General features: G+C 60.0%; 22 protein-coding genes and 6 pseudogenes. 14 read left to right on the plus strand and 14 right to left on the minus strand.

Annotation, left to right across the window (positions count from 1 at the left end):
• Window positions 1-58: 58 nt before the first annotated feature.
• Together ABIE52_RS33985 and ABIE52_RS01340 are read left to right on the plus strand one after the other, a co-directional pair.
• Window positions 59-124: pseudogene (locus tag ABIE52_RS33985) on the plus strand (hypothetical protein); the annotation flags it as partial.
• Window positions 125-367: 243 nt separating this feature from the next.
• A complete protein-coding gene (locus tag ABIE52_RS01340) occupies window positions 368-616 on the plus strand; it encodes a helix-turn-helix domain-containing protein (RefSeq protein ID WP_192713057.1) in 249 nt (82 codons plus the stop codon).
• 555 nt (window positions 617-1,171) lie between these two features.
• Here the strand turns inward: ABIE52_RS01340 and ABIE52_RS01345 are convergent.
• Together ABIE52_RS01345 and ABIE52_RS01350 are read right to left on the minus strand one after the other, a co-directional pair.
• Window positions 1,172-1,777 (minus strand): hypothetical protein, encoded by a 606-nt coding sequence (locus ABIE52_RS01345; protein ID WP_192713056.1) that lies wholly within the window; start codon window positions 1,775-1,777, stop codon window positions 1,172-1,174.
• A gap of 160 nt (window positions 1,778-1,937) precedes the next feature.
• Window positions 1,938-2,093, minus strand: coding sequence for a DUF6131 family protein (locus ABIE52_RS01350; protein ID WP_192713055.1), 156 nt, complete (start codon window positions 2,091-2,093; stop codon window positions 1,938-1,940).
• Window positions 2,094-2,690: 597 nt separating this feature from the next.
• Here ABIE52_RS01350 and ABIE52_RS01355 point away from each other — a divergent pair.
• From ABIE52_RS01355 to ABIE52_RS01370, 4 genes are all read left to right on the plus strand, one after another.
• Window positions 2,691-3,122, plus strand: a complete 432-nt coding sequence (locus ABIE52_RS01355; protein ID WP_192713054.1) for an ATP-binding protein — start codon at window positions 2,691-2,693, stop codon at window positions 3,120-3,122.
• Between the two features lie 701 nt (window positions 3,123-3,823).
• Window positions 3,824-6,169 (plus strand): ATP-dependent DNA ligase, encoded by a 2,346-nt coding sequence (locus ABIE52_RS01360; RefSeq protein ID WP_192713053.1) that lies wholly within the window; start codon window positions 3,824-3,826, stop codon window positions 6,167-6,169.
• Window positions 6,170-6,240: 71 nt separating this feature from the next.
• The gene (locus ABIE52_RS01365) at window positions 6,241-6,903 is read left to right on the plus strand and encodes a superoxide dismutase family protein (protein ID WP_192713052.1); all 663 of its coding nucleotides are present in this window, start codon (window positions 6,241-6,243) and stop codon (window positions 6,901-6,903) included.
• Window positions 6,904-6,975: 72 nt separating this feature from the next.
• On the plus strand, window positions 6,976-7,203 hold the full coding sequence (locus tag ABIE52_RS01370) for a hypothetical protein (protein WP_080910738.1): 228 nt from the start codon (window positions 6,976-6,978) through the stop codon (window positions 7,201-7,203).
• A gap of 188 nt (window positions 7,204-7,391) precedes the next feature.
• On the opposite strand, the gene ABIE52_RS01375 is transcribed toward ABIE52_RS01370, so the two are convergent.
• Window positions 7,392-8,159 (minus strand): ANTAR domain-containing protein, encoded by a 768-nt coding sequence (locus ABIE52_RS01375; protein ID WP_192713051.1) that lies wholly within the window; start codon window positions 8,157-8,159, stop codon window positions 7,392-7,394.
• Window positions 8,160-8,336: 177 nt separating this feature from the next.
• A pseudogene (locus ABIE52_RS01380) lies at window positions 8,337-9,804 on the minus strand (aminotransferase class I/II-fold pyridoxal phosphate-dependent enzyme).
• 147 nt (window positions 9,805-9,951) lie between these two features.
• Between ABIE52_RS01380 and ABIE52_RS01385 the strand changes: the two are divergent.
• The gene (locus ABIE52_RS01385; RefSeq protein ID WP_192713050.1) at window positions 9,952-11,004 is read left to right on the plus strand and encodes a C45 family autoproteolytic acyltransferase/hydrolase; all 1,053 of its coding nucleotides are present in this window, start codon (window positions 9,952-9,954) and stop codon (window positions 11,002-11,004) included.
• A 33-nt stretch (window positions 11,005-11,037) separates the two neighbouring features.
• Here the strand turns inward: ABIE52_RS01385 and ABIE52_RS01390 are convergent.
• From ABIE52_RS01390 to ABIE52_RS01400, 3 genes and pseudogenes are all read right to left on the minus strand, one after another.
• Window positions 11,038-13,381 (minus strand): annotated as a pseudogene (locus ABIE52_RS01390) (molybdopterin oxidoreductase family protein).
• A 45-nt stretch (window positions 13,382-13,426) separates the two neighbouring features.
• Window positions 13,427-14,143 carry a GAF and ANTAR domain-containing protein gene (locus ABIE52_RS01395; RefSeq protein ID WP_192713048.1) on the minus strand — a complete coding sequence of 239 codons (717 nt, stop codon included), beginning with the start codon at window positions 14,141-14,143 and terminating at the stop codon, window positions 13,427-13,429.
• A 395-nt stretch (window positions 14,144-14,538) separates the two neighbouring features.
• A pseudogene (locus ABIE52_RS01400) lies at window positions 14,539-14,739 on the minus strand (hypothetical protein); the annotation flags it as partial.
• A gap of 281 nt (window positions 14,740-15,020) precedes the next feature.
• Here ABIE52_RS01400 and ABIE52_RS01405 point away from each other — a divergent pair.
• Window positions 15,021-15,256: pseudogene (locus ABIE52_RS01405) on the plus strand (hypothetical protein).
• Window positions 15,257-15,322: 66 nt separating this feature from the next.
• Here ABIE52_RS01405 and ABIE52_RS01410 read toward each other — a convergent pair.
• The gene (locus tag ABIE52_RS01410; protein ID WP_192713182.1) at window positions 15,323-17,095 is read right to left on the minus strand and encodes a thiamine pyrophosphate-requiring protein; all 1,773 of its coding nucleotides are present in this window, start codon (window positions 17,093-17,095) and stop codon (window positions 15,323-15,325) included.
• 290 nt (window positions 17,096-17,385) lie between these two features.
• On the opposite strand from ABIE52_RS01410, the gene ABIE52_RS01415 reads away from it, so the two are divergent.
• Window positions 17,386-17,715, plus strand: coding sequence for a hypothetical protein (locus ABIE52_RS01415; protein WP_192713046.1), 330 nt, complete (start codon window positions 17,386-17,388; stop codon window positions 17,713-17,715).
• A 4-nt stretch (window positions 17,716-17,719) separates the two neighbouring features.
• Here ABIE52_RS01415 and ABIE52_RS01420 read toward each other — a convergent pair whose 3' ends face one another.
• Together ABIE52_RS01420 and ABIE52_RS01425 are read right to left on the minus strand one after the other, a co-directional pair.
• Window positions 17,720-18,544 carry a SigB/SigF/SigG family RNA polymerase sigma factor gene (locus ABIE52_RS01420; protein ID WP_080910730.1) on the minus strand — a complete coding sequence of 275 codons (825 nt, stop codon included), beginning with the start codon at window positions 18,542-18,544 and terminating at the stop codon, window positions 17,720-17,722.
• A complete protein-coding gene (locus ABIE52_RS01425) occupies window positions 18,499-18,921 on the minus strand; it encodes an ATP-binding protein (protein ID WP_192713045.1) in 423 nt (140 codons plus the stop codon). The genes ABIE52_RS01420 and ABIE52_RS01425 overlap by 46 nt, the downstream gene beginning before the upstream one ends.
• 222 nt (window positions 18,922-19,143) lie before the next feature.
• On the opposite strand from ABIE52_RS01425, the pseudogene ABIE52_RS01430 reads away from it, so the two are divergent.
• Window positions 19,144-20,178: pseudogene (locus ABIE52_RS01430) on the plus strand (Ppx/GppA phosphatase family protein).
• A gap of 266 nt (window positions 20,179-20,444) precedes the next feature.
• Window positions 20,445-20,813, plus strand: a complete 369-nt coding sequence (locus ABIE52_RS01435; RefSeq protein ID WP_192713044.1) for a hypothetical protein — start codon at window positions 20,445-20,447, stop codon at window positions 20,811-20,813.
• Window positions 20,814-21,033: 220 nt separating this feature from the next.
• Here the strand turns inward: ABIE52_RS01435 and ABIE52_RS01440 are convergent, their stop codons facing one another.
• Both ABIE52_RS01440 and ABIE52_RS01445 read right to left on the minus strand, forming a co-directional pair.
• Window positions 21,034-21,261, minus strand: a complete 228-nt coding sequence (locus tag ABIE52_RS01440; RefSeq protein ID WP_080910726.1) for a DUF6480 family protein — start codon at window positions 21,259-21,261, stop codon at window positions 21,034-21,036.
• A gap of 146 nt (window positions 21,262-21,407) precedes the next feature.
• Entirely contained in the window at window positions 21,408-22,061 is a 654-nt protein-coding gene (locus ABIE52_RS01445; RefSeq protein ID WP_192713043.1) for a UdgX family uracil-DNA binding protein, read from the minus strand.
• A gap of 214 nt (window positions 22,062-22,275) precedes the next feature.
• Between ABIE52_RS01445 and ABIE52_RS01450 the strand changes: the two genes are divergently transcribed.
• On the plus strand, window positions 22,276-22,887 hold the full coding sequence (locus ABIE52_RS01450; RefSeq protein ID WP_192713042.1) for a flavodoxin family protein: 612 nt from the start codon (window positions 22,276-22,278) through the stop codon (window positions 22,885-22,887).
• A 160-nt stretch (window positions 22,888-23,047) separates the two neighbouring features.
• On the opposite strand, the gene ABIE52_RS01455 is transcribed toward ABIE52_RS01450, so the two are convergent.
• A complete protein-coding gene (locus tag ABIE52_RS01455) occupies window positions 23,048-23,962 on the minus strand; it encodes a cytochrome P450 (RefSeq protein WP_192713041.1) in 915 nt (304 codons plus the stop codon).
• Between the two features lie 206 nt (window positions 23,963-24,168).
• Window positions 24,169-24,420 (minus strand): hypothetical protein, encoded by a 252-nt coding sequence (locus ABIE52_RS01460; protein WP_192713040.1) that lies wholly within the window; start codon window positions 24,418-24,420, stop codon window positions 24,169-24,171.
• Between the two features lie 247 nt (window positions 24,421-24,667).
• Here ABIE52_RS01460 and ABIE52_RS01465 point away from each other — a divergent pair, with 247 nt between their 5' ends.
• Window positions 24,668-25,111, plus strand: a complete 444-nt coding sequence (locus tag ABIE52_RS01465) for a hypothetical protein (protein ID WP_260457315.1) — start codon at window positions 24,668-24,670, stop codon at window positions 25,109-25,111.
• A gap of 64 nt (window positions 25,112-25,175) precedes the next feature.
• Window positions 25,176-25,430, plus strand: coding sequence for a metallothionein (locus tag ABIE52_RS01470; RefSeq protein WP_308118999.1), 255 nt, complete (start codon window positions 25,176-25,178; stop codon window positions 25,428-25,430).
• Window positions 25,431-25,947 lie beyond the last annotated feature (517 nt).

Below are 25,947 nucleotides of genomic sequence, written 5' to 3' on the forward strand. Positions count from 1 at the left end.
CGAAGACGTTCCTGCCAGTGTTCGAAACTCGCTGGCACTGATCAGATCATCGGGCGCGGTGCGTCTCCAACTGATCACTGTTTGCATCTGGCGTCTATCGACTACGGCGCACCGAGGAACGGTCTTCTTCGACGCCGCGTTCCGATATGTCGATGGTGTCATCGGCGCGATCGGTGTCGTAGCACGGTTCGCCAACCACAACACCCCTGCGGATGTCGTAGCACCTGGACTGGTCGGCTATCTGCGGATTGTCTTTGGTCGCATGTGTCGCGCTCGTCGTCTACGTATTGCGTACGTTGCTCGCTCAAGCTGTTGCACTCGACTCGCAGGCCAAGCAGCTACAATCCGAACTCGACGAGGTCCTCTGATGCCGATCATCGTCGACATAGACGTTATGCTGGCCAAACGCAAGATGCCTGTCGGCGTACTCGCCGAACGGATCGGCATCACAGCGGCAAACTTGTCCGTCCTCAAAAATGGTCGCGCAAAGGCGATACGGTTCGCGACATTGGCAGCGCTCTGCGAAGAACTCGATTGCCAGCCCGGCGACCTGCGCTGGCACGACGACGAAGTACCGCCCGCCGCGAGAGACACTGCCGCGCACGCCAGAACCTAGGCCGTTGCGAGATACCTTCGAAATCCGAAAATCGCAGGGCACCACTCCACTCTCCACGAGTGACTAGAAAAGTGTTCAAGAGTTGCCCTAGTGGTGTGCCCTCGAACGCGCCCATCGCAGCGGTTTTGCGCTTACCTCCCGCGCTCCTGAAGATCGCGACGGAAGATTGATCAATTACGTTGCCTTGAAAGGGAACAAGACCGCGAAAGATCGCTGTGGGGATGTCGATACTCAGGTATTGAGCCACAGCAATGCCCAGAAAGTCACTCCCTAATACACCCGCGCGTGAGCACGAAGCATCTCTTGCCACAGAGGGCAGCCGGAGGTCATCGGCCGGTCCCTGCGTACCCGTCAACGCGGCACTAGGTGACGGGTAGAGCCAAAGGCACCGAGTCCGAACCGGACACGAAATCGTCTTTGCCGCTCCATTTCTTTCACCCGCGTGTAATGCTGCGGGGATGACGACGCTTGTTGTTGGCTGCCTCTACCGGACAAGGACCGCAAAAAGGGACACCGAGCCCGGTGGACGCCGGGAGTGAAACCTCTACAGAGCACTCATTCCGAGACAGCGCTGCCGAACGGCACCGGTTGCCGTGCGCGTTCGACATCACGATGACTGCGCAGCGACAACCGTCCGACCGCCGCTGCCCCGAGGAACAAGATCACCGCACCGAGGCCCTCGAAGAATGCCAACTGCTGCACAGCCCTCATCGCAGGCTCGGTCGCCGACGGCGTCCCCACCTCCCCGAGATGCAGCACCGGCGCCAGTGTCGGGCCAACGATGAACCATGCGCCACCCACGACCGCCAGCCACGCCCCGAGGCTGGCGACAACGCGATTCGCACTCAGCAACAGCAAAATCCCGCCGATGACGGTGACCACACCGGGAAGCATTTCGAGCCAACCTCGACCCGAGGTCCACGTCCATGCTTCATCCGGCACGAAAGAGAACGAGAAGTACGGTCCCACAAAGGGAATGAGCGCTCCCCAGACCCCGAGGACAATCAGCAAGATGCCGCTGACAGCACCCCGGCTTCGCGGCACCCACATCCGACCGGGCGGTCTCACATCGTGAACCGCTCCGGTCACGGGCTCTCGGCCGTCCACTTCGTCGGCGCGAACGTCCTCGGGCTCTTCTCGGGATGCCTTCCGGTCAAACATGTTCCACTCCTCGCCCGTGACATGTGACATGCGCAACGAACATGGGATGCCCGACAACCGCGGGCCCTCCAACCCCGCCATCCTGCGCCGTTTCCAGGATTTCGGCTCACAATCAGACAATCGGATGTCGAGATCGGCCCGGGCGTCCAGCGCCGCAGGGTCAGTAGTAGTGCCGCCGACCACCTACGGCATGTCCGGCAGCACCAAGCGCAAACAGAACGACCCCGACGACAACGAGAATGATGCCGATCGTCCACAAGACCGAGATCCCCGTCAAGAAGCCGACGATCAACAACACAACTCCAAGAATGATCATGGCATCCTCCTTCAGCCGATCACCCCATCGAGGGCGACGTACCCGCTCGCCATACTCCTCAAACAACGTCGACTTCCCTAGCAGCACTGTGAATTCCTACCGTGCTCCCGCCATTTGCGGACCGCGGAGTCTGCGTTGTTTGCTGAGATCGGGTCGTCATTGGATCTTGTCCCGCGTAGGCGGATCACTCGCCCTCGGACTCGGACTCGAAATACGACCCCCTCACCCATCCCCCGTGCGCCCGCACTGATTGGAACTGCGGCAAACGAAGTTCGTACAGGCAGACCTACCAATGGCTACCTCAATGAAAAACACAGTTGCACAGGGGGTACTCGCGGCCAATACCGGCCGACTGCCTGCGCGAGATCAACACGTGAGCATGAAGGAACCGTCACGCAAACCTACCGAGCAGTAATGAACCCGGGACACTCGCAGCGCTCGGGGGTATCCACTCAGTCGATGCCGGCCCACTGTCCACGAGTTTGGCGCCGACGTCCTGCGGGTATTTGAACTGCGGTTGCGTGTCCCATTTCCAGGGCGCTACACGCCATCGCGGAGCCGCAACGCCTATTCTCAGGTAACAGGAGCATGGTTCACGTGACGTCTTTCGAGCGGGCGAAGGTTTCACCTTTGTTCTCCCCCTCTCTCGCGATTCCAGCCTCCGCTGACCAACTGCCGGTCCTGCGAGCCACCGTGCGCACGGTCGCCACCCAATGTCGCCCTTCGTTGGACGCACTGGCGGATCTGGTCCTCGCCGTCAATGAGGCCGCGACCATCCTCATCAACCACGCAGGACTGTCGAGCGTCCTGGTGTGCGTCTTCGCGAACGTCGCAGAGCCCACCAGGCTGCGAATCACCCTCAGCGCCAACATCACCCTTCCAATCGATGCCAGCATTTCCTCATTCGAATGGTTCGTTCTGAAGGCGCTTGTGGACCACGTGGGACTCGACCAAAAACCTGGCACCAGCGGGGGTGGTGAGCTGTCCGCCACGATCATCATGGAGAAAGCCCTTCAGACCGGCCCATGAACACATGGCTCACACCGGAGCCGATCCGCAATCACCAGAGAGAATTTGGTGCCGCTCCATCGTCGCGACTAATCCTTTGCAATGCGGAGCGAACTCCAGAGTCGTTGCAGACCATGAGATCCGCAATCGGCATGCGCGCTACACCCAGTAACCCCGCCGTCCACCCCAGGACGATGGCCACACTGCATGTGGGAAGCCCCCCGCATGCACCCAGTCTGCGTGTTGCGGCGCGCCCGCCGTTCCGTGGCTTACCTCGCTGCACTCCGCTGCAGCGGACAATGTTTCAGAAGTTCCGCAAGGATGATGTTCAGGAGGCGACAGAACAGGTTCGGGCAGCATCAGCAGCGGCATTCGGCGCGTGGGATACATTCCCCTCGCCGCCGACGCCTTTCTGCGTCGTAGTCCTTTCACCGGGAAAATGACGAAATGTGTAGCGGGCACCTCGTTTCCCCAGAATATATCGCCTCGAGCTTCGCGATCCTCGGACTCGGTCCACACCAGAAGTTCGACATCATCGGGACCCGTTGGCCACTCCTTCACACCATCTCCTCGCCTGGCGCCCGGGCCTTTCGAGTGTAAAACGCGGGCAACATACGCCTGCATGACCGACTTTCGCACCTTTCCAGCGTGTTTCGTTGTGCGTGGATCGGCTACCACTTCCACATAGGAAACCGCGGACCGCAAGGAGGTAGATTTCCGCGATGCCGGCAACAACGATCGATGGACACAGACTCAACCTCACCCATCTCGACAAGGTGCTGTACCCCGATACCGGGACGAGTAAAGGTCAGGTGATCGAATATTTGAAAGAGATCGCACCGGCAATGTTGCCTCATCTCTCGCAACGTCCCGTCACAAGGAAACGCTGGCCCGATGGTGTCGACGCGGACTACTTCTTCGAACGGCAAGCCCCGCCATCAATACCGCAATGGGTGCCGCGGTTCTCTGTGCACCACCAAGACCGCACTGTCGACTACCCCCTTGTCGATTCGACTGCAGGCTTGGCTTTGATGGGCCAACTCGCCGCGCTGGAACTTCATGTGCCGCAATGGACAGTCGTCAAGGGTAAGCCAGGCCCAGTTACCCGGTTGATCTTCGATCTCGACCCTGGCGAGGGTGTGGAACTGTATGACTGCGCGCGCGTTGCCCTCGCAGTTCGAGAATATCTCACAGCAGTAGGGCTGTCGTCGTATCCGGTGACCAGTGGGAGCAAAGGCATTCACGTGTACGCCGAGCTGATCACGACTCTGGACTCGGAACCGTCGCAGTTCGCCCAGAAGCTCGCCAAGCAACTCGCCAAGGACTGGCCGGAGCTGGTGACCGCGACCATGGCGAAAACCGAACGTTCAGGCAATGTATTCGTCGACTGGAGCCAGAACAACCCTGCTAAGACGACCGTGGCACCGTACTCGCTGCGGGGTCGAGCCGAACCGACTGCCGCGGCGCCCCGGGATTGGTCCGAACTCGAAGAGAAAGGCCTGCGCCAGTTACGTTTCGACGAGGTACTCGAACGATGTCGAAGCGACGGCGACCTGTTGCCGAAGTCTCTGGACTCGCTCCGCACCTATCGATCCAAACGTCATCGAGGCCAGACACCCGAGCCGATGCCAGAACAGTCGACCGACGGGCACGGGTCGGATTCCCCCGACGAACCCAGCTTCGTCATCCAGGAACATCATGCGACCAACCTGCACTGGGACTTCCGACTCGAACACGACGGTGTTCTCGTCTCGTGGGCGGTGCCGAAGGGGGTCCCGGCCAAACCGGGAACCAACCGTCTCGCCGTTCAGACCGAAGACCACCCGCTCGACTACCGGATGTTGTCGGGAACCATCCCTGACGACCAGTACGGAGGTGGACGGGTCGAGATTTTCGATTCCGGTAGTTATGCCCCGATCAAGTGGGAAACGGGGAAGCTGGTATTCGAACTCCACGGCGACCGGATACGTGGGCAGTATGCACTGATCAATACCAAGGCCGATCGATGGTTGATGCACAGGATCAAGAAGGCCGACGAACGGCCGATACCTTCCGGCGATGGCGAACAGCCGTCGAAGGGGGCGACCGAACACGGTGCCCCACCACGCGGTCTGCAGCCGATGCTCGCCACCCTCCGTCCTGCTGATTATCTGGAGACCCTGGCCGCCGGCGAGTGGTCCTTCGAGGGCAAATGGGACGGAATTCGGGCGGTCGGTGAAGTATTCGACGGAAAACTTCGACTGCACAGCCGTTCTGGGCTCGACCTGACATCCACTTATCCCGACCTCGCTTGGATCGGCCCGGCTCTCGGCGAACACGCCGCAGTCCTCGATGGTGAGATAGTCACACTGGACGCGCACGACGTCACGAGTTTCGCTGCTCTGCAGAACCGAATGGGCCTGCGACGAGCAGCCGATATCGAACGTGCGGCGAAAAAGTACCCCGCGGAGTTTTTCGCGTTCGACATCTTGTTTCTCGACGGAACTTCACTGATGAAGAAGAAGTATGTCGATCGGCGCCGAGTACTGGACGAGCTCGTCGCCTCGTGCGAGGGGCTCACCGTGCCCGCTCGGCTGAAGGGCAATGGCGAACACGCCCTGGACGAGAGTCGCCGCCGCGGCTGGGAGGGAATCGTCGCCAAACGCAATGATTCCCCGTACCTGCCAGGCCAGCGTGGACGATCCTGGGTCAAGGTGAAGAACCAGCGCACCCAGGAAGTCCTGGTCGGTGGCTACCGGCCGGGCAAAGGTGCTCGCGCCAACAGCCTCGGTTCGTTGTTGTTGGGTGTCCCCGACGAGGACGGGCTGCGCTACATCGGCCGGGTCGGTACCGGATTCACCGAATCGGCGCTCGAAACCTTGAGCCGCACGTTGAAACGCATGTCGCGCAAAACCAGCCCCTTCTCGGCCGAATTGAAACCCGCCGAACGAAAGGACGCAGTGTGGGTGACGCCGCGGCTGGTTGGCGAGATCGCGTTCACCGAATGGACGACGGCAGGTCTGGTCAGGCATCCGACGTGGCGCGGACTGCGACCGGACAAGGGTCCGGACGACGTACGGTTCGAATAAGCGCCGGCATCCTCAGCGAGGGAAAACCGCGGGCGACGAATGGGTGCGGCGCGAGCGGGTACTGCCAAATCATGCAACCACGACGGACGGATCTACGCCGCTCGACAATTGTCACAGGCCTCTTCCTCGTCGCGCTGGTCGCGGCCGGATGCGGCGGTAGTGACGACTCGACCAACGACAATGCCACTGTCGAAACACCACCCGCTCCGCTAGACCTGACAACGACGGTTCCCAGCTTTCTTCCGGGTCTCGACGGTGACGTGTTTCGGGCACCCGGTCAGGCGAGTGACGACGACGCTTTCACCTACGACGAGGTTGTCGTTCCTGTGGGGTCTGCGGTCCACGTCGAATCCGAGAACGAGGGTGGCCGCACGACCGTCACATTCGAGGTCTGCGGGCTTGCCCCCGATCGCGATCTGGGTGTACACGTGCATACACGGCCGTGCGGCCCGAACCCGGCGGACTCCGGGCCGCATTATCAGAACAACGTGGATCCGGCGGCAGCCGCCCAATCACCATCGACCGATTCCGCGTACGCCAACCCTTCCAACGAGGTTTGGCTCGACATCACCACCGATGCGAACGGTAGTGCTCACTCGTCAGCCACGGTCGACTGGAAGTTCCGCGAAGGTGAGGCGCGGTCTGTGGTGATCCATGCCGACCGGACGAAGACGGCGTCGGGAGAGGCGGGCATGGCAGGTAATCGGCTCGCATGCATCGACGAAGACTTCTGAGCAGCCGAAGTCTTCTACACGCACTGTCAACCGTTAGTGCACCACCGCGTGCGCAACGAAAGGGGAACCTCGATGTCCGAGTCGAAGAAGGACCCATTCCGCCCATCGTCGAGTCGATCCGAGCAGCACGACGGCTCGACCCCTGCGGAGAAGGCAGCGATTGACCAGGATCTCAGCGAACTCGTCGACAATCTCGAGGAACAGGTGGCCGCGGAGCGTCATCAGGAGGGTGTCCCGGGCAATCGTGCCGACCGCAAGGACAGCCCACCCATCGACACCGGTGACAGGGCGCCCGACTGACGAATGGTTCCGATGATCCCCAGCACTGGCTGAGTTCGTCGACGGAAGCAACGCCTCCCCGACTGGCCCTTTCACGCGTGGGAGGGAATCAAGCGGAGGTCGCCCGGCAAGACCGGCCGGGGCGAATTATCGCCACTCTCATGTCGCGGGCCGGCTCCATCGCGCTCCGGAGGGCGATGTCCCACCGATCACTGCGTGGTCAGCGATTTCACGACCTCTGCTGCGAGCACGGCCACCCGGATGTTCCGCTGCTGGGACTGTTGCACAAGAACCTCGAATGCCCGATCCTCACTAATCCCGTGCAGCGCCATCAACATCCCCTTCGCCTGATCGATCGTGGCTCGCGTCTTCATCGCCGCTCGGAGCCCGTCGACTTCGGACCGCCACTGCTCAGCCCGACGCGCATTCCACACCGCGCCCTCGACCGCGGCCACAAAGACCTGCAACAACACCTCGTCGATCTCCGTGAAACCGTGATCACCGAAACCGTACAAATTCAGCGCACCTACATGACGCTCGTCGATTGTCAACGGAGCCGACAGGAAACTCGCCACGCCCATCCCCGCAATATTCGCCGCGAACTGCGGCCATCGCAGCGCCGCATCCTCTACCCTCACTCGCACCACTTGACGAGTGCGGGCAGACTCCAAACACGGGCCCTCGTGAGCGCGGTACTGATCGATATCAACGTCCAATGCTCGCTCGTCGGTGCACGCCACTGTCTCCGGCTGGCCGGAATCCGCAGACAATGTCGTCACACCAGCCATGTCTGCACCTGGAATCGTCGCAACAATCTGAGCAGACACTGCTTGCAACAGCGTCGACAAATCCATCGACGTCCGCAGTAGCGCACCGAAACGCTCCAGCGCCTCGGCAATCTCATCGGAGTGGTACGGGCGCTCCGCAGTGATATCTACTAACGACGTATCGGAAGCTGAATCTTCGGAAAGGGTCATGACCGTCCTGTCCCGCAGGAATCAGGTCCTGCGCACACTCGAAAGTGGCGGCGCTGGCTTCACCGATACACCGACCATACCCTCAAAAACCGATAAATTGCGACAAAAGGTGAAGGTCCTCGCCATTGATGTAGGGTCGCGGATGTTGACGAATGTCGAACGAGATCGCCTGGCGAATCAGGCTTCTCGGACCACCCGGATGTGTCGGAGGGAACCATCGGCGGCGTCGGGTATCTCCATCCCCGCGTCGACTCCCGTTCGCAGGTAGTCGATTACGGACCGGCCGAGCCGTTCTCCCGGCACGACGGCGGGAATACCGGGCGGATACGGCGTCAGCTGTTCGGCGGCAATACGCCCATCCGTTCTTCGTGCCTCTATCATCTCAGTGGGCCCGAAGAAGGCATCACGCGGCGACATCACGGACTCGAGTTGCAACTCGCCGGGGTTTGGCAAGAACATTTTCGGCGGCGGATCGAACTCGCCCGCAACACGTGCGATCGACGACAGGGACGCGATGAGTCGGTCCGCAGTGCTCTCGTCGTCGGCCATAGACATCGTGGCCATGACGCGTCGGTGATCATGCATACCCAGGTCGAGGTGACAGTGCTCGCGCACCCAGTCTGTGCACTGGAATCCGGATATCCCGAGCTCGCTGACGTCGACAAGAATTTGCAGCCGGTCCAGATCATGTGACGCTTCCTCTCCGAGCAGTCGCCCTTCGAGCACATTCAGGCCATCGATGTCGGCGATCCGTTCCCTGGTGCGTTGGGCGAGGGTCAGAGCTCGGCCGAGTAGATCCCTTCCTTGTTCGACCATCTGTCTGCGCCAACCGTCGATGGCCGCGTACAACATCACGTTTGGACTTGTTGTCGTCAGCAGATCTGCGCATTGCGACAGGTGAGATTCGTCGACGAGATCCCCCTGGAGGTGATAGACGGATCCTTGTTCGAACCCCGCCCCCATCTTGTGGACACTGACCACACAGACATCGGCGCCGGCATCCATAGCCCATGTCGGAAGGTCCTCGTGGAAGGGCAGATGCGCACCCCACGCCTCGTCCACGATGAGTGGCTTACCTCGCTCATGGCACACGTTCGCGATGGCCTCGATATCCGCACACGTCCCGTACGGGCTGGGGCTGACGATCAACGCACCGGCCGCATCGGGGTGTTTCTTCCACATCGCAAGTACCTCGTCCGGCGACGGCGGGTGGGAGAAGTGCATGTCTTCGTCCCATCGTGGTGTGATCCAGCGAGGCGTCACCCCGCTGAAGATCAGGCCGGCGACGATGGATTTGTGTGAATCACGGGAGACGAGCAGCCCTCCCGGATCATTTCCTGCCACGGCCAGCATCGCCGCTTTTGACCGACAGCGAACTACCGCAGGTCGAGAAAAAGGCACGCTCTGCCCTCACTGCCTCGGCCATCAACTGTTCGGCTTTGGACAAGTACCCGTGGCGGGACTTGCGGTCGTCCAGACCACCGGAAGCCAGTACGTCGGAACGGAATACGTCGGGACCCAGTACCCGAATGACCCGACGGTCTGCACCGCGACCCTGCCGGTGTCCCGGTGGGGAAAATCCGTATCGGTCGAGTCGGTGGTACTCCTGCAACCCGTCCAGAATAGGTGCCTGCGACTGGTCCATGTACAAGGCCTACCCGTTGACGTCGCGTCTTGAACAACTGTCACCACCGCCTCGAAGTTGTGGACGTTGACCGTGAGGCCTTTCACCACGAAACATTCTCTGTCAGTCTGTTTTACAGGGAGGTTCGCGTCGAGAGGAGTCCATCCGATGACGGTCATCGAGTGCGCGGGAAACGGACGGGCACGTGGGCGCGCCCACGGTGAGCAAGCACGCGAGATGATCCACGCTGCGCTCGCGCGATGGCGGGAAGGTACAAGCGCTCACAGCCGGGAGCACCTCACCGCGAACGGACTGTTGGCGACCGTCGAAGCCTCGGTGCCGGATTTGGCCGAGGAGATGCGGGGGATCGCGGAGGCCGCCGCCGTCCCCTTGCCCGAAGTCCTTGCGTACAACTTTATGGATCAACAGTGGTGGATACACCGCGAGCACCTCGAGCTCGGCTGCAGTGTTCTCGGGCAGGTCGGCGAAGGTGGCGTGTTCCTCGCCCAAAACATGGACCTGCCGGATTTCATGACTGAATCGCAGGTAATACTGCACGTCAGTCCGGAGTATGGCCCCAACGCGCTCGTGCTGAGCTCGGCGGGAATGATCGGACTGACCGGCGTCAACGATGCGGGCGTCGGTGTTTGCGTCAACGCGCTTGGCATGTTGCGCCACAACGAGGTCGGATTACCTGTGGCGACGGTCATCCGAGGGGCGCTTGCGCAGGTTTCGCGCGATCGTGCCGTCGACTTCTTACGCCGCGTCTCTCACGCGAGCGGGCAGCACTATGCGGTGGCGGACGCGCGGGGTTTCCACGGTGTGGAGTGTTCAGCCTCGAAGGTTCGAGACAGTACCCTGCCAGATTCGCGGATGGTGCTGCACACCAATCATTCGCTGTCGAACGACGATATCGATCTCGTTGCCGAACGAGAACTGACCGATGAGGGACGGATCGCCGATTCCAAGATTCGGATGGATTTTCTGACGTCGCACGCGGTCAGTGCTCGCGACGGCGAGTCTGCACAACGCATTCTCGCCGACCGCAGCGCGCCACTGTGCGTAACTCCTCGCTTCGGCCGCCGGACACAAACTTTCGGGGCTGTCGTCTTCGAGTTTGTAACCACTCCACCAACAGCGCGATTCTGCCTCGGTTTGCCGGACCGGGAGCCCTGGATCACGCCGAGTTGGAGTGAGCCTCGGACGGTGGAGACGCGCTAGGAAATCACGGCCGCATGGAGGTTGACCGACGACCTAGAGCGGAGGACCGAGTCGTTGGATACGGCAAGCGGCAGTCTTGAAAATGGGCTGCTTGGAAGCGGGATCCCAATCGGTGACCGTCATCTCGTTTGCCGCGCGCCGATGTACGTGGCGACCCGATTCCGAACGCGGAGTGTCCCAGTATCCGTAGTGGAACGGCACGAAGATCACCCCTTCGCGGATACCGGTGATACGCGCTTGTCCTTCGATGATGCCCCGCCGTGACATGACCGCGACGAGATCGCCTTCGTCGATGCGATTGCGGAGCGCATCACCCGCTGAGACCTCGACCCATACCTGCGGTGCGGCGGCTTGCAATTGCGGAACGCGGGCAGTCTTGGTTCGCGTGTGAAAGTGGTATAAAGTCCGGCCCGTGATGAGCGCGTATGGGTACTCGTCGTCTACGTGTTCGCGAGGTGGAACGTACTGTGCTGCTTTGATCATCGCTTTGCCGTGTGGGTTACGGGTGCGGTATTCCTGCGCATCGACTGGCGCGCCGGTGACCAGATTCTTGCCGTAACTTTCGCAGTAGGCGGGCGCGGCAAAGAACTGTCCGTCGGTGTACAAACGCTCGGTCCCGTCGGCGTGCTCGTCATCGCACGGCCATTGAATGCCGCTTCCCCCTCGCAGACGCTCGTATGTGAGCGCGGTGTAGTCGCACGGGCGTCCGGCGCTGCATTTTTTCCATGCTTCGAAGGCAGACTCCGGATCGTGCCAGGGCGGAAATGGATCGCCGTCCTTGTCGCGGAAAGCCATACGCCGCGCGTAGTCGAGGAAAATTTCGAGGTCGGCTCTCGCTGCACCTGGCGCCTCGACAGCTTTGTCCGAAATGTGTACGGTCCGATCGGCATTGGTAAAGGTTCCCGTCTTCTCGCCCCAGGTCGCTGCGGGAAGAACCACGTCGGCGAGTTCGGCGGTTTCAGTGAGAAAAATGTCCTGTACAACAAGAAGAAGACGTTGCTGCGCCAGGATTGATCTGATCCGATGCAGCTCGGGTAGGGAGACAGCCGGATTGGTCGCACTGATCCACAGCATGCGAATCGCGCCTTGTTCCGCATGTTCGAATATCTTCATCGCGTGCGTCGGCGGTCCGTCGTGCTGCATCCGCCGGACGTCCAGGTTCCACAGTTTGGCGAGTTCTGCGACGTGCTCGTCGTTCGCCCAGTTCCCGAAACCCCGCCAGGTCTCCGTTGGCGCCACATTCTCGTGTGTTCTCAGCCGTGGGCTGCCCGTTCATCTGCAGCAGCCCGCATCCGGGGCGACCGAGCATGCCGCGGATGATGTGGATGTTGTTCACTTGCACTGCCGCTGCCGTCGCCTGGTGCGATTGGTAGAACCCTTGCAACACTGTCGACAGTAGGCGCTCGGCGGTGCCCAATAGTTGCGCTGCTCGACGTACATCCTCTTCGGAGACACCGCAGAGTTTCGCGACGCGCTCGAGTGTGTACTCCGAAACGCAGGCGACAAGGTCGTCGTAACCGACCGAGTGATCGTCGACGTACGTATGATCGACCCAGCCTTGCGCAATAATCTCGTGCAGCAAACCATTCATAAGCGCGAGGTTTGTTCCCAGCAGCGGCGCCAGATGAACAGTCGCAACTTGGGCCACGGGAGTGGGGCGCGGATCGACAACCACGATCTTCGGTGGATCTTCGCCAGCCAACCGGTCGAGTACTCGCGACCACAGCACGGTCTGTGTCTCGGCAACGTTGTGGCCGAACAAGGCAATCACATCGGCGTGGTCGACGTCCGTATAGCTTCCCGGTTGGCCGTCGCTCGCGAAGGACTCCTTCAACGCCTCGGCTGCAGTTGCGGTGCACAATCGGGTGTTGCCGTCGAGGTGGTTGGTTCCGATGCCGCCGTGCGCGATTGCGGCGAGGGTGTAGTACTCCTCAAGGAACAACTGGCCACTGGTGTAGAAACCGAGAGCGCTGGGCCCGTGCTCGTCGAGGAGTTCTCGACTTCGGTCGACAATGAGATTCATCGCTGTGTCCCAGTCCGTTTCGACGAGATCCCCATCGACGCGGACCAGCGGCGCAGTCAAACGCTCACTCGACGAATTGGCTTGCCAACCGAACAAATCCTTGGGCCCGAGCCGACCATGGTTCACCCTGTCGTCGACGCGACCACGCACACCGACGATCCGAGCGTCCCGAACCGCAATATCCATGGCGTCGCCGTTGCTGTGTAGCAGAGATGCAGATTGCACCCAAGTCTCCACATCGTCTACCTCGATGCCCGGGGCCAGGCAGATATCGGGACGCGCCGGCCATTGATCTCCCGCTCGGTACGGTGTCCGATCCCCCCAGGGTTCAGCGATCCGGTCTTGTTCGGCCATCCTGTGTTGCTACCCCGCGCCAGAAGGACGGAAACCAAGGGATATTCATGTATCGCCGCGGATGCCAGTGTGCCGACTGCTGTCGAGATCGAGGCGCTCTCCTCGGACGATCTCGAGCGCAACGGCGGTGATCCGACGATGCTGGGAGAACGCAGCAGATCGCAAACGTACCAACGCTTCTTCCACTGGAACACCGAGCCGTGCAGCCAACATTCCGGAAGCAACATGTACATTCCCGCGTCTGAAAACCTTTAGATCAGTCCCGGAAATCAATGCGTACGCAGGGTCGAGTTCCGCCAGTACTGCATGGCCGATCGACTCTGCATACAACCGGCATGTCGCGTCCTCGGTCGAAGCCAGGGACACCGGGGAGCGCCCGTACATTTCCAGAACCCCGAACGGCTCACCCCCGATGGTCAAGGGGTACGCGTAAACGCTCGCCGCCCCTAAAGCCAAGACTTGGCTCGAAAAAATTGGCCACCGATTCCGTGCTTCTCCGCTGGCTATGTCGTCGTGGAGTTCGCTGTGTTGAAAGCGGAACGCGTCGAGACACGGCCCCTCGCCGAGGGTGAATTGAATTTCGTCCAATTCCTCAGAGACGGTATCGGTCGCGTACACGAGATCGCGCATGGACGCCGATGCGAACACCGCGACACCGGCTCCGTCTACCCCGGTGCACTGGACAAGTTCGTCGGACAGGCGTTTGGTGACGTCGAATGGCTGTGGCGGTGCCTGCACACGACGGGCAGGGAGATTTGGCATCTCTGCGCCTAGTCCCTGTCTGCAGGGTGCGTGAGAAGGTTACGTATTCGACGATTGGCGTGTGAAGGAGACGGCACATCAGCTCGTTTCGTCATAGTCTTCCCCTTCCGCTTGATCTGGTTGTCGGGTGACGGACTGCACGTTACGGGGATCCGCATCGGGATCATCCGACGGATCGTACGGTTCTTCGGAGGGATTATTCGGTTTTTGATTCACGACTCTCTTTCCCCTTCGATGTCCGACTTCTCGCCCTGGCGTTAATTCCAGGGCGGCGCAGTCTTGTTGCCAGAAGCTTCATTGTGGAGCGGACCTACCCGCATCTTGCGATCGTCAATCACGCGATCGAATCCCGGACGACAGGCACTCACCCATGCGGCAATTCAACGACCCTCGAGCACATCCGGTTCTTCTTCCGCGAGTTTCTGATCCAACGATTCGCCCTCTCGCACTTCCCGAGGCGTCGTGCCGAATCTGTCGGCTTCGCTCCACGTCTCGGGTGGATCTACGACGTCGTCGCCGTCTTTTTCTGGTACCTCCTCGTCGTCGACGCTTTCGCTGACATTCAGCGTGTCGCCGGGACCATCTTCGATGCTCATTCACTTTCCTTCCGCATTTCGCCGGTGGCGTGAGACCAATTTCGAGGCGGCTTCCTCGGCTGTTTTCTCAACCGGAGGAAGCCTCAGGCGCGGCGATACCGAACTGGGGTCGCATGGGTCTACCGTGCCTTGGACTACTTCTACCCCGGGCAATCCGATGTGACACACGCCTGCGCCATTTCCACGACGTCGATATTCGTTTGGCCCAGTCCCGCGTGGGTACGTGTCCTGCGGGCAGGAGTCACCCACCCCTGAATCCCCACTTCGATCAAGGAGGACCGATGACCGAAGAAACCGGTACGGTGACCGGCACGAAAGACAAAGACTACAACCTGATTTGGTTCGTCGAAGCATCTTGAGTAACGCGCTACGAATGGAGACCTACATTCGAGACGCGGAACGTGACGGCGATGACGAACTTGCGGACTTCTTCCGGCGAGCACAGACGGAAAGTCGAAAGGGCGGCAAGGAAGGCAAGAAACTGCTCAGTGCCAGGCTGGACGGCTCGACCATTTAGACGGGCACGGCGTTCGACAGGTGCTGCGCGTTGCATGCGGCTAGGGCTCTTGTCTCGTGCAGCTCCTCAGGACTCGGCTTCCTCTTCACCGGATCGCTGCCTGTCCAATTCGTCTACAGCATAGTCGGCGCCTTCGCGGCGAAGCGCTTCTCTCATTGTTCGAGCTTTGTCCTGCGAAGCGCGAGGAGGAAGCAGAGGAGTATTCGGATCGACCATGGCTTCGATGACGACCGGTCTTTCCGCCTCCAGCGCCGTCCTCCACACAGATTCGGTGTCCTCGCGCTTGTGTAAACGGATTCCGCCCAGGCCGAGTAAATCGGCGTACTCGGCGAAGTTGAAAGACGGAACTTCCTGGGACTGACTGAAACGAGTGTCTCCTTCCATCTCCCTTTGCTCCCAACTGACTTCAGCCAGATCACCATTGTTGAGTATGAGCACAACGAATCGTGGGTCCGCCCACTCCCGCCAGTGACGTGCCAGCGTGATCAACTCGGAATTTCCACTCATGAGCATCGCCCCGTCGCCGGCCAGCGCGACGACCGGGCGGTGCGGATGGGCGAACTTCGCGGCCAAACCGTAAGGCATCGCCGATCCCATGGACGCGAGTGTGCTCGACAGGTGGGCGGGAACTTCCGCGGGTAGGGGGAGGAATCGGGCATACCAGTACACCACCGATCCGACATCGACCGCCACAAGAGCGTCTCGCGGAATGCACGAAGCAAGCGTTCCCACAACAGCCTGCGGATTCAACGGTGTCCGGTCTCGAGACAGGCGATCGTTCGAAATCGCTCTCCAGTTTTCGATCATGGTTGCAACGTCGTTGCTCCATTGCTTCTCGCGGTGACGAAGAAGCGGTAGCAACATACGGAGAGACTCCGCCGCATCGCCGACAATCGGTACTTCGATATCGTATTTGGAACCCACATTGCAAGCGTCTATGTCGATTTGGACCGCACGAGCTTGCCCTGGAGCAGGATAGAACTCAGTCCATGGATCGTTACTTCCGACGATCAGGAGCGTGTCGCATTCGCTCATGAGATCCGCTGCGGCTGTGGTCCCCAGATGGCCCATAACACCGCATGACCATGGTGAAGTCTCGTCGACGACTGGCTTTCCCAATAGCGATGTTGTCACTCCTGAGCTGAGTAGTTGTGCTGCCTCGGCGATTTCGGCGCGCGCTCCGCGTGCGCCTTGCCCGACCAGCATCGCGATGCGTTCGCCACCGTTCAGTAGCGCGGCCGCCCGAGTCACGTCCGCTGCGGTGGGAACCACGCGCGGAAAAGTCACAACGGGAGCGCTTGGGACGATGCCGTGGCTGTGCGGTTTGTTTTCTATCTCGTGTTGTTGCACATCGTGCGGAACTATGACGCAGGTAGGGCTGGAGGTCGCTATGGCTGTGCGGAAGGCGTTGTCCAGCACTGCTTCCAGTTGCTCCGGGGTGGAAAGGGTTTGCGAGTACCGCGCACACACGTCTTTGAACAGTGTCGGCAAATCGATCTCTTGCTGGTAGCTGCTGCCCCGCGCCGTCAATGCGACCTGACCGACGATTGCAACCACCGGTTTACGATCGAGCTTTGCGTCGTACAGCCCGTTGAGGAGATGGACGGCGCCGGGCCCCTGGGTGGCAAGACAGACGCCGACTTCCCCGGTGTACTTGGCATGACCAACTGCCATGAACGCTGCCATTTCCTCGTGTCTGGCTGTCACCAGCTCGATTCGGTCGGTGGCGCGGCTCAGCGCAGCCATGATCGGGTTGATTCCGTCCCCTGGGTATCCGAATATCCGCGGCACCTTCCATGCCAGGAGTCGGTTGACGATCCCGTCCGCGACGTTCGGCATTCGATCACCTTCTTCCGTAGCTCGCTTCTCGGGGACTACCCAGCGAACGATGAAGTACACGAGCAATTCTCGGCCGTGGAATGTGTACTTTTCATGTCCACCGGGTAGCTGCCAAATGTTTCCGGCAGAACTTTCCACGCAGGAGTCATGATGATCAGCCACCGCCATCGATCTTTGGTAGTCCGACTACAGTTGCCCGTCGAGTGTGATTCGACAAAGCGCAACAGCCTCCCGTTCGAGACTTCGTATCAGCCCGGACGCCGTGCAGCTCGACTTGCCGGAGTTGCCGAATGACTTTCAGCGCTCCAACGCGGAAGGGAGTTGCGGTCGAAACCGTGACGGTTCGTCCTGCTGTTTGCGGCGACGGCATCACTGACGTGCCCTTCCAGGAAGTGGTGACCCGCATTGGGAAACTCTTGACCGCTGCGGGTTTCAGGATCGTCGACGCGGAGGGAACAGGTCCGGCGTCAGAAGTGTACGAAGATTATGTGCTCTCGCCGGAAGGGCACGTACGAGTGATGCATGATGTGAGTTGCGGCGCCGTTGAGGTGAGTGTCGCCATCGAGTATGTCGGGCGCGAGGTCGCATCCTTCCTGCGAACTCGCTTGGCCGAGCCGTAGTTCCTCATCGAGAGATGTTTCCTCCGAGAGCCTTTCGCAGTGTTTCGAGAGATTGAGCAAGCAACCGCGATACATGCATCTGGGAGATTCCGACTTTTTCGGCTATTTCGGTTTGGGTCAGTTGACCGAAGAATCGGTAGACGAGAATGGTCCTCTCCCGCTCCGGCAGCGCAAGAAGTGCCGGCCGAAGTGTTTCGTGAGTGTCGATGCCGTCCAAGGCTGCGTCGAAGTCCCCCAGACTGTCTGCGAGGGACGCCCCGTCAGCAGAGAAGGCGGCATCGAGCGAAGCGGCGTGGTACGAGTCACCGGCCGCGATGATTGCGGCAATCTCACCGGGTTCGACGTCGATCTGCGCAGCGAGCTCGGGAACGGTTGGCTCACGGCCGAGACTTTGGGTGAGGGCAGCCCCCGCTTTCTGCAGTGCGAGATAATTTTCCTGCATCGAGCGTGGAATCCGAACGTCCCACCCCCGATCGCGGAAGTGCTTGCGGACCTCCCCCATCATCGTCGGGATGGCAAACGACAGAAAGTCTCTACCCTTGTCCAAGTCGAATCGATTTACGGCGTTGACAAGGCCGACACTGGCAACTTGAACGAGGTCTTCGTGGCTTTGACCGCGCCCTCGGTACCGGGTGGCGATGTTCTCTGCAATGGGCAGACACGACTCGATAATATGCACTCGGAGGCGCTCACGTTCTGGGGCGTCCTCCGGCAGAGCAGCCATCTCCGCGAACAAGCCGATGACGTGTGCGTAGTCTTTGCTTTCTCTGGCTTGAGGCGTCGTCAACCGGGTTGCACCGCCTTTCCCAGCATGATGGTGACCAGCCATTCTCCATCGATCGGTGTGGGTACCTGTTCAATTGCCACGTTGTCGACCAGCGTTCGGAGAACGATGCGCCCGAATGATGAGGAACTGTTACTGATGGGTCGCAAGGTAGTGGCCGTCAGGCCGATTCGCAGCTGATGGTCAGTGTCGACGGCGAACGTGCACATCAGGGTGCTTCTCGGGGCCGCGTAATTGACGAGAGTGCTTGCAGCTTCATCTGCAGCGAGCACAAGGTCGGTCAAAGCATCCAGGGTAAGTGGATAGTGTGCGGCAGCGGTCCGCACGAGGGCTCGGAGTACGCCGAGGTGCTCCGGAGACGCGTCGATGGTCAATGAAGCAGAAGGTGAAGTTGACGTATCGATCGCCCGTTCGTAAGACATCACGTGTTTGCGCTCCTGTACCTGCTCGGAGAACGGCCGGTCCGACTGGTCCTGGTCGCAAGCCAGATTCGGTTCCCGATATTTCAGCTACCCAGGAACCAGAACTCCAAACTCGGCTTCTGTCGCTGCCTCGACACCCAACGTGGACAAAGCTTTTCGACGTCTGCGGCTTGTGGCATCCAAGTGAGTGTTTAGTTCTCGGCCCTGGGGTACCCGCTGTCTATGCGGCTAGGTGTGTTGGATGTCGGGTCCAATTCGGCGCAGTTGCAGATCGTGGAAGCGACTGCCGGTGCGCCCCCGCTTCCCTTGCACGCACTGAAAGCTGCCACTGGGCTGGGTGAGTCGATCGACGCCAGTCAGTTCCTGGATGCCGGCGGGATAGATCGAGTCTGTCGAGCCGTGACGCAGTCGTTGCAGTCAGCGCATCGGTACGAGGTCGATCAAATCTACGTGTTTGTGACGGCCGCGATCCGAGATGCAGCGAATCGAGAGGAGATTCTTGACAAGGTAGCGTCCGAATGCGGATTGCGACCCCAGTTCCTCACCGGACTGCAAGAAGCGCGCTTGACGTATTTCGCGGTGCATCGCTGGTACGGGTGGTGCGCGGGTCGACTCCTGGATCTCGACATAGGCGGTACGACTATGGAGATCACCCTCGGCCGCGATGCTGCCCCGGAGTTGGCTGTTTCGCTGCCGCTGGGGGCAGGGCGGCTCACGCGGACATTCTTCGACGCCGATCCCCCATCTCACAAACAAGTAAAGGAGTTACGACGGTATGTGCGAGCGTCACTACGCGAGACAGCGGACCGCTTGTAGTGGGAGGGAAAGCCTCAGAGAGTTGTAGGCACATCGAAAACTTTTAAGCAGTTGGCGCGCCTGACCGGAGCACCACCGCAAAGAAAGGGCCCGTTCGTACGAAGAACATTGTCCCGCAAGGATCTACACGGGTGGGTGCCACGACTGGCTGCGATGACGACTGAACGACGTTCCAAACTGCAAGGAATTGCCAGATCGCGCGCGCACCAGATCGTGGCGGGAGCGATCGTCGCCTACGAGACCCTGTCCGCACTCGATATCGACGAGGTGGATGTGAGCCCATGGGCGCTGCGAGAAGGTGTGATATTGCAACATCTTTCGGCAGTGTCAGACCTTCGAAACGAACTTCCCCTCCATGCACTTACCCCCAAGCCGCACCTGGACGGCGCCTCGATCACCGTCCTACCGGGCGTAGACGCACTTCTCGACTCCACACGCTGAACATTTTGAATGGCTGAGTACCTGCAAGTGTTTCGAAACATTCAGTCGGGTTGGGATTGCAGTGCGCTGCACGGTATCGACCCGAGCACTAGGGTGCAGGTGGTGCGGGGATGCGGCGAACGAGCACGTTCGACGGTCACGGAACACCCTTCGCAGGTAGTGCAAAATCAGACACACACATTCGCTAACGAGGTCTCGTCCCGTTACCAGCTCGAATTCTGTGAGGGCGCTTATCATCCCGTGGAAATCGCCTTAGACGAAAGAGGATGACAATGACAAATGACGTCGAGAAAAGGTCGAACGCCAGAGCTACGTCACGTTGCGCGCTGGTGCACGCAGGCGTGTCCATTGCCTTCGCCGCAATCGTCGCAGCGCTCGCACTCGTCTGGATGGCGAACCGGCCGGACCCCTGTCACGTTCGCGAACTTCCAGCATGCACGGATACAGAGCGATTTGCTCTGGCAATCGTGCCTGCTGCGGTTTTGCTTGTCGGCGGTTTGTCGGCACTGGTTCGAGCTTACCGTGCATGGAAAAACCAACGCCCGTGGCCGATCTGGCAAGGAGTCGCGTGGGGGCTGCTCACGCTCATGATGATCTATCTGCTCGCATCCATGCGTTTTCTGATGGTTGGCTAGCGGGGCCCAGCACCCATGTCCTGGCTACGCGGCTCGCCAAACTTGTGCGAACAGCCGAGGGCGTCGATCGTGGCTGGGGGTGGTCGTCCGATGCGGATATGAATCCGCAGCGTGTTCCTATACAGCGCCAACTGGGCGACGTTGCACGATCGACAGCATGGAGGGAAATCTTGCTGAGACATAGGCGCCTGTGTCCGAAACTCGGTGGCGTCTGAACCCCCTACACGAGTATCGCTACGGCGACGACGACGAACACAAGCACAATAACCCCGATTGCGATGACCGTCCCAATGCCCATCAACGGGAACTTTCCGGCGGGCGAGGGTTCCGGAGAAGACAAACCGGAAGTTTGTGCAGCATCAGGTGGTGTTCGCCCAGGCGCAACACCTCCGCCGGGCTCCAAGTCAGGGGTGTTGGCGGGATCTGGTTCTGGCGGTGTAGCGATCACTTTTCCTCATCTCCACGGGATTATGTTCGGGCGGACCCGAGGCCCTTTCCTTGCGTAGTCGTGGTGCTACCCGATTGACCGAAAAAGTACTCCGTGCCAGGATGTGATTCAGTCCCGTTTCTCTTCGCCCCCTCCGCTTCGAACCTTTATCTCGGCGACTGACACGAAACCATCGCGGCTCGAAGGTCGGTCACCAGGTCGGCGAAAGCCCGTTCACGCTCATCACGTGCCCCCCGGAGAATCGAAGAAGGATGGACGGTCGCAAAGACGAACGGATCGCAGTGCACGCCCAGTTCCGGCATCAGATGGTGCCTTTCTCCGCGGTGTGCCGTGACACGAAAGTCTCGCGCAATCAGCGACTGCGCCGCCGTCGCCCCCAGGCACACAACAACATCGGGTTCAACCGCGTCGATCTCTGCCACGAGCCAAGGACGGCATGCGTCGATCTCGCCGCGCCCGGGCTTCTTGTGAATACGACGCGTTCCACGCTCAGCCCGTACGAATTTGAAATGTTTGACCGCATTTGTCACATACGCCTCGCTGCGATCGATGTCCGCTGCGTCGAGCGCCCCCTGCAGCAGTTTGCCAGCGGGGCCCACGAACGGCTTACCAGCGTTGTCTTCCTGGTCACCGGGCTGTTCCCCGACGAGCATCAACGTGGCCGCCTTCTTTCCATTCCCGAACACAGTCTGGTTGGCCTCGCGGTAAAGGCCGCAGCCGCGACAGTTCGACGCAGCGGCTTTGAGTCTGCGTAGGTCCCGACTGTCCGGCACGAATTTGTCTGCACCACCGTCATCCATCCTGGCTCCCTTCGGGTTTCACCACTGACAAAACGGGTTCTCTCGACGGGCGGGTTGTGCTATCGAGGCATGCCCTGACGCGGTCTTCTGTAATCCAGCAATCCTGCGACATCGTTCGAAGCCAAAATATCTGCAGAACCACACTTCGACCCGCCAGAACCAACAAATTTGTCGCCAGTGTATGGAGAAAGCAGAGGCTGGGTAGTCGCCCGTCATGAACTCCTTGACTGCTCTCGCTTTGACTTGCTCCTTGAAACCTTCGCCTGCACGGTCGAGTAGCGAACTCATTGCCGAGCAGCTCCTCTCCGAATTTCGCGAAGAGGGCGTGAGCTGCAGTTCAATTCGACTCGTGGACCATGACATCCGACCCGGAGTGGAAATCGACATGGGCGGGGGCGATCAATGGCCTCGAATTCGGGCACAAATACACAATGCAGACATCTTGCTGGTTTCGACCCCCACATGGCTTGGTCAAATGTCGAGTGTCGCCAAGCGTGCTCTCGAGCGTCTCGATGCCGAACTCTCCGAGACAGACGACCGTGGCAGACCTGGCATGTTCGACAAGGTCGCAGTAGCAGCAGTAGTCGGTAATGAGGACGGGGCACACGCCATAGTTGCCTCACTCTTTCAAGCTCTCAACGATTGTGGCTTTTCCATACCGGCACAGGGGTGCACCTACTGGAATGGCGAGGCGATGACACCCGGGGACTACAACGACTTGGAAAGCGTGCCCCCGGCCGTAGCATCCGCCAACTCCACCCTCGTGCGTAACGCCGTGCACCTCGCGAAAGTCCTTCGCCAACAACCGTATCCGGTAGAGGATTGACGGGCCAGGGTTTCAGCGTCGTGAGACCGAAGTCTGCAAAATCCTCTGGCGCGGACCAACTTCTGCGCTGGCCAGTAACTTCGGCTCCCCCTCGTCGCAATGGTCAGCATGAGCCACTGCGTTTCGTTCCAGAGCCACAGCGATTCAGTGGTCGACCACGCTAGCGCCGTCTTGCCGGTTTCGTACGAAAACGAAGACTGTAGTGATTGAGTGTAGCCGGCACAGCCGCGTCTGCGGTCAAACCAGTTCTCGGGTCGAGTTCGAAGGTGTTTCCGCGCAGCAGGTTTGCCAGTGCAGTCGTAGCGACGAAGAGAGCGAAGTTCTGCCCTGGACATACGGCAGGTCCGCCGCTGAAGGGCATGAACGCTTGCGTATCAGCACGGCCGTCGAGCCAAGCGTCAGGGGTGAACACGTCGGCAAACGGCACATTTTGCGGATCCCGGTGAAATGCTACGGTCAGGATGATGAATGCACTGTCGGTAGGAATTTCGGCGACACCGCGTTCGGTCGGCCAAGTCGTCGGAGCGATCGAATCACGCAGAATTACAGGCGTGGTCGGCCATAGCCGCGCGGATTCCAAGACGCACGCGCGTAAGAACGGGTATCGGCTGGGGTGTCGGGGATCGGTCTCGTCGATTTCTTCCAGTGCGCGTGCCCGTTGTCGCGGGTGGGTCGCAAGGAGCGCCAGCGCTCGAATAGTGACGATGCCGGCCGCATCGAATGCGAACAGCCAATGGGGCACCTGCCCAATCGGGTCGACCGAGGGTGCAGCGGATGTCTGATTGACTGCCGCGATGAGACTGGGCATTTCAGCGCGTGCTGCGTACTGATAGAGACTCTCGATGAACCGATCCCGCAATCGGCGACGATGCGGAAGGAAGTAGGACCAGTTGCCCTGCGACCTCAGGCTCCAAAGTTGGTCGGTGACAGAATTGTCCTCACGTGCGGACGACCCCAGCACCAGCGAGCGGACCAGATTCCACCAGGCCGGCAGAAAACTACCCGCATCCAAATGCCCGCGCGCACGTGCGAGCTCGTTGAGTTCGCCGGTTTCGCTGACCACGGTTTCGGTCATTGCTCCAGCGAGATAGTGAAGTGGTTCGCCTGTCTCGAGAACGGATTCGTTGAAAGCGCGTCGAGCGACCCGCATTCGGCCCCGAGTTACGAGAACTCCATGAGGTTGAAAAGAACTGAGTGCAGCGACCTTTTCGCGGTTTGCCGGGGAGAACGGATCCGGTGTCTCCTCGAGGACGCGACTCGCGTCCTCCCGGTCGAGCAATACTACGACTCGGCGACCCGGTAGATCGAGCAGCAGGAGGCCAGATCCGAATTCCTCGCGAAGTCCCGATACGAGTCGTGGAGTCGAAGCATCGGCTTGCACTTTTCCAGCAGCGGCAACGTCGAGTGCCTGCGAGCGATGGCGCCGGCTACCACTGACGGGCCCGCTAGTTGCATCAAGAGTCGCACTGCCCGGATACCAGTCACTGTCGGCACGCTTACTGATGTCGTCGCCGTGGTTTCGTTGGTAGTCATGGGTTGGTACCTACCCGATGGCACCCTCGCCAAACCCGCGACAATTCCCGGGCATGGCGGGTTCGATCGCCGAGAATCGGTTGAGCGCCGGACTTCGATCCTACGAAAGTAACTGCGTCTCAGCTGTTTACGAGGATTCCATTGTTTCCAGTATTGAGCCACGCGAACGACGGGTAGAAATCGATGGCTTGGGGTAACACCGGGGCATGACCACCCGCAACGCACGAAGCCTGAAACTCAATTCCGCTTGAACGGAGCAGACATGAAGAGGATAATTGGCGCAACGATACTCGCGGGCACCCTGATATCGACTGGAGCCTGCGGAAACAACGGTGGCAACGAAGATACGAATGCCACTGCGTCGATTCAGAACATGACCCCGCCGACCGGCCAAGTCACCGATGAGGAGACTTCGACGTCCGGATCCGCCGATCTGGGGACCCTTGATGAAGCGAAACTGACTTCCTTCGTCGTTGCATTCCGAACCGGGTATTCAGAACTCGCGGAAGAGCGTGACGATGAGAGCATCAAAGTCATAGTCCTGCAATCATGCGATGCCATTGGAGCCGGAGCCGATGAGCAACAAGTCACCGAGCAGATCCGAACGCTCGCCGCACACAACGGCAATGAACCGACGCAAGCTCAAGCTGAACAGATCTATGACTTGGTTACACCTGCCTGTCCGTCGTGAAAATGACCTACAGGCTAGCCGACCAGGAGGGGTAAGCGAGACAGTAAAAGAGAAGGAGAATTTCGTGGCTAAATGTGAAACCTGTGGCAATGAGTACGATCGAACCTTCACTGTGACACGCGGAGATCGCACCGCAACATTCGACAGTTTTGAATGCGCGGTACAAGCCCTGGCTCCGCAATGCGCCCATTGCGGCTGTCGCATACTCGGGCACGGCATCGAGGTGGACGAGACGATATTTTGCTGCGCCCATTGCGCAAGAGAGAGTGGTCACGACGAGCCAACAGACCGCGTCGCGGCTGGGAGTCGTCACAGCTGACAGACAGAAGTAGCACGTTCGAGTCGGACGGACCATCCGTCGATTTTCGGCGAATTTTGCGACGTACCAACTCGATGAGATGGGCTCGGGCGTTGTCGGTGCCCGCGAACGCCGTACCGAATCATCGAGTCTGTCCGGACGGTTGACCGCGCGCGAAATTGTGATGTCCGCGTCATATGCATCGACGGCACGGGGATTGACGTAGCACTTGCGTGGGTCGGCGCAATGGGAATCCCGGTACCTCGCGCGAAACACTGCAAGTCGGTTGGCTTCTGCGTTTTTGAAACTCTGGGGGGCTTTGCTCGGCAAAGCCAAAACAGCGGGCGTCGTCGGATGCCACGTTTCGGGGCTTTCCACCGAGTAGTCCTGACAACCAGCGATTTGAATCGAGCACTGATATTTCTCGGCGGTGACAGCGTCCACCGCACTGCATTCTCGATAGACGGGAAGACACGCCGAGCCGTCCTCATTCGACGAAGGGTGCGTAGCACGTTCGCAAACGGGCAGTTCGACAATC

This window comes from Rhodococcus sp. OAS809 (genome assembly GCF_040546695.1).
In the GTDB taxonomy this organism is placed as follows: Bacteria; Actinomycetota; Actinomycetes; order Mycobacteriales; family Mycobacteriaceae; genus Rhodococcus_F; species Rhodococcus_F qingshengii.

Excerpts from the sequence above, each read along its gene's own strand:
- ABIE52_RS01340 (WP_192713057.1), top strand. The coding sequence starts at position 368 with ATGCCGATCATCGTCGACATAGACGTTATGCTGGCCAAACGCAAGATG.
- ABIE52_RS01345 (WP_192713056.1), bottom strand. The coding sequence starts at position 1,777 with ATGTTTGACCGGAAGGCATCCCGAGAAGAGCCCGAGGACGTTCGCGCC.
- ABIE52_RS01350 (WP_192713055.1), bottom strand. The coding sequence starts at position 2,093 with ATGATCATTCTTGGAGTTGTGTTGTTGATCGTCGGCTTCTTGACGGGG.
- ABIE52_RS01360 (WP_192713053.1), top strand. The coding sequence starts at position 3,824 with ATGCCGGCAACAACGATCGATGGACACAGACTCAACCTCACCCATCTC.
- ABIE52_RS01365 (WP_192713052.1), top strand. The coding sequence starts at position 6,241 with ATGCAACCACGACGGACGGATCTACGCCGCTCGACAATTGTCACAGGC.
- ABIE52_RS01370 (WP_080910738.1), top strand. The coding sequence starts at position 6,976 with ATGTCCGAGTCGAAGAAGGACCCATTCCGCCCATCGTCGAGTCGATCC.
- ABIE52_RS01375 (WP_192713051.1), bottom strand. The coding sequence starts at position 8,159 with ATGACCCTTTCCGAAGATTCAGCTTCCGATACGTCGTTAGTAGATATC.
- ABIE52_RS01385 (WP_192713050.1), top strand. The coding sequence starts at position 9,952 with ATGACGGTCATCGAGTGCGCGGGAAACGGACGGGCACGTGGGCGCGCC.
- ABIE52_RS01395 (WP_192713048.1), bottom strand. The coding sequence starts at position 14,143 with ATGCCAAATCTCCCTGCCCGTCGTGTGCAGGCACCGCCACAGCCATTC.
- ABIE52_RS01410 (WP_192713182.1), bottom strand. The coding sequence starts at position 17,095 with ATGCCGAACGTCGCGGACGGGATCGTCAACCGACTCCTGGCATGGAAG.
- ABIE52_RS01415 (WP_192713046.1), top strand. The coding sequence starts at position 17,386 with ATGACTTTCAGCGCTCCAACGCGGAAGGGAGTTGCGGTCGAAACCGTG.
- ABIE52_RS01420 (WP_080910730.1), bottom strand. The coding sequence starts at position 18,544 with ATGGCTGGTCACCATCATGCTGGGAAAGGCGGTGCAACCCGGTTGACG.
- ABIE52_RS01425 (WP_192713045.1), bottom strand. The coding sequence starts at position 18,921 with ATGTCTTACGAACGGGCGATCGATACGTCAACTTCACCTTCTGCTTCA.
- ABIE52_RS01435 (WP_192713044.1), top strand. The coding sequence starts at position 20,445 with ATGACAATGACAAATGACGTCGAGAAAAGGTCGAACGCCAGAGCTACG.
- ABIE52_RS01445 (WP_192713043.1), bottom strand. The coding sequence starts at position 22,061 with ATGGATGACGGTGGTGCAGACAAATTCGTGCCGGACAGTCGGGACCTA.
- ABIE52_RS01450 (WP_192713042.1), top strand. The coding sequence starts at position 22,276 with ATGAACTCCTTGACTGCTCTCGCTTTGACTTGCTCCTTGAAACCTTCG.
- ABIE52_RS01455 (WP_192713041.1), bottom strand. The coding sequence starts at position 23,962 with ATGACCGAAACCGTGGTCAGCGAAACCGGCGAACTCAACGAGCTCGCA.
- ABIE52_RS01460 (WP_192713040.1), bottom strand. The coding sequence starts at position 24,420 with ATGACTACCAACGAAACCACGGCGACGACATCAGTAAGCGTGCCGACA.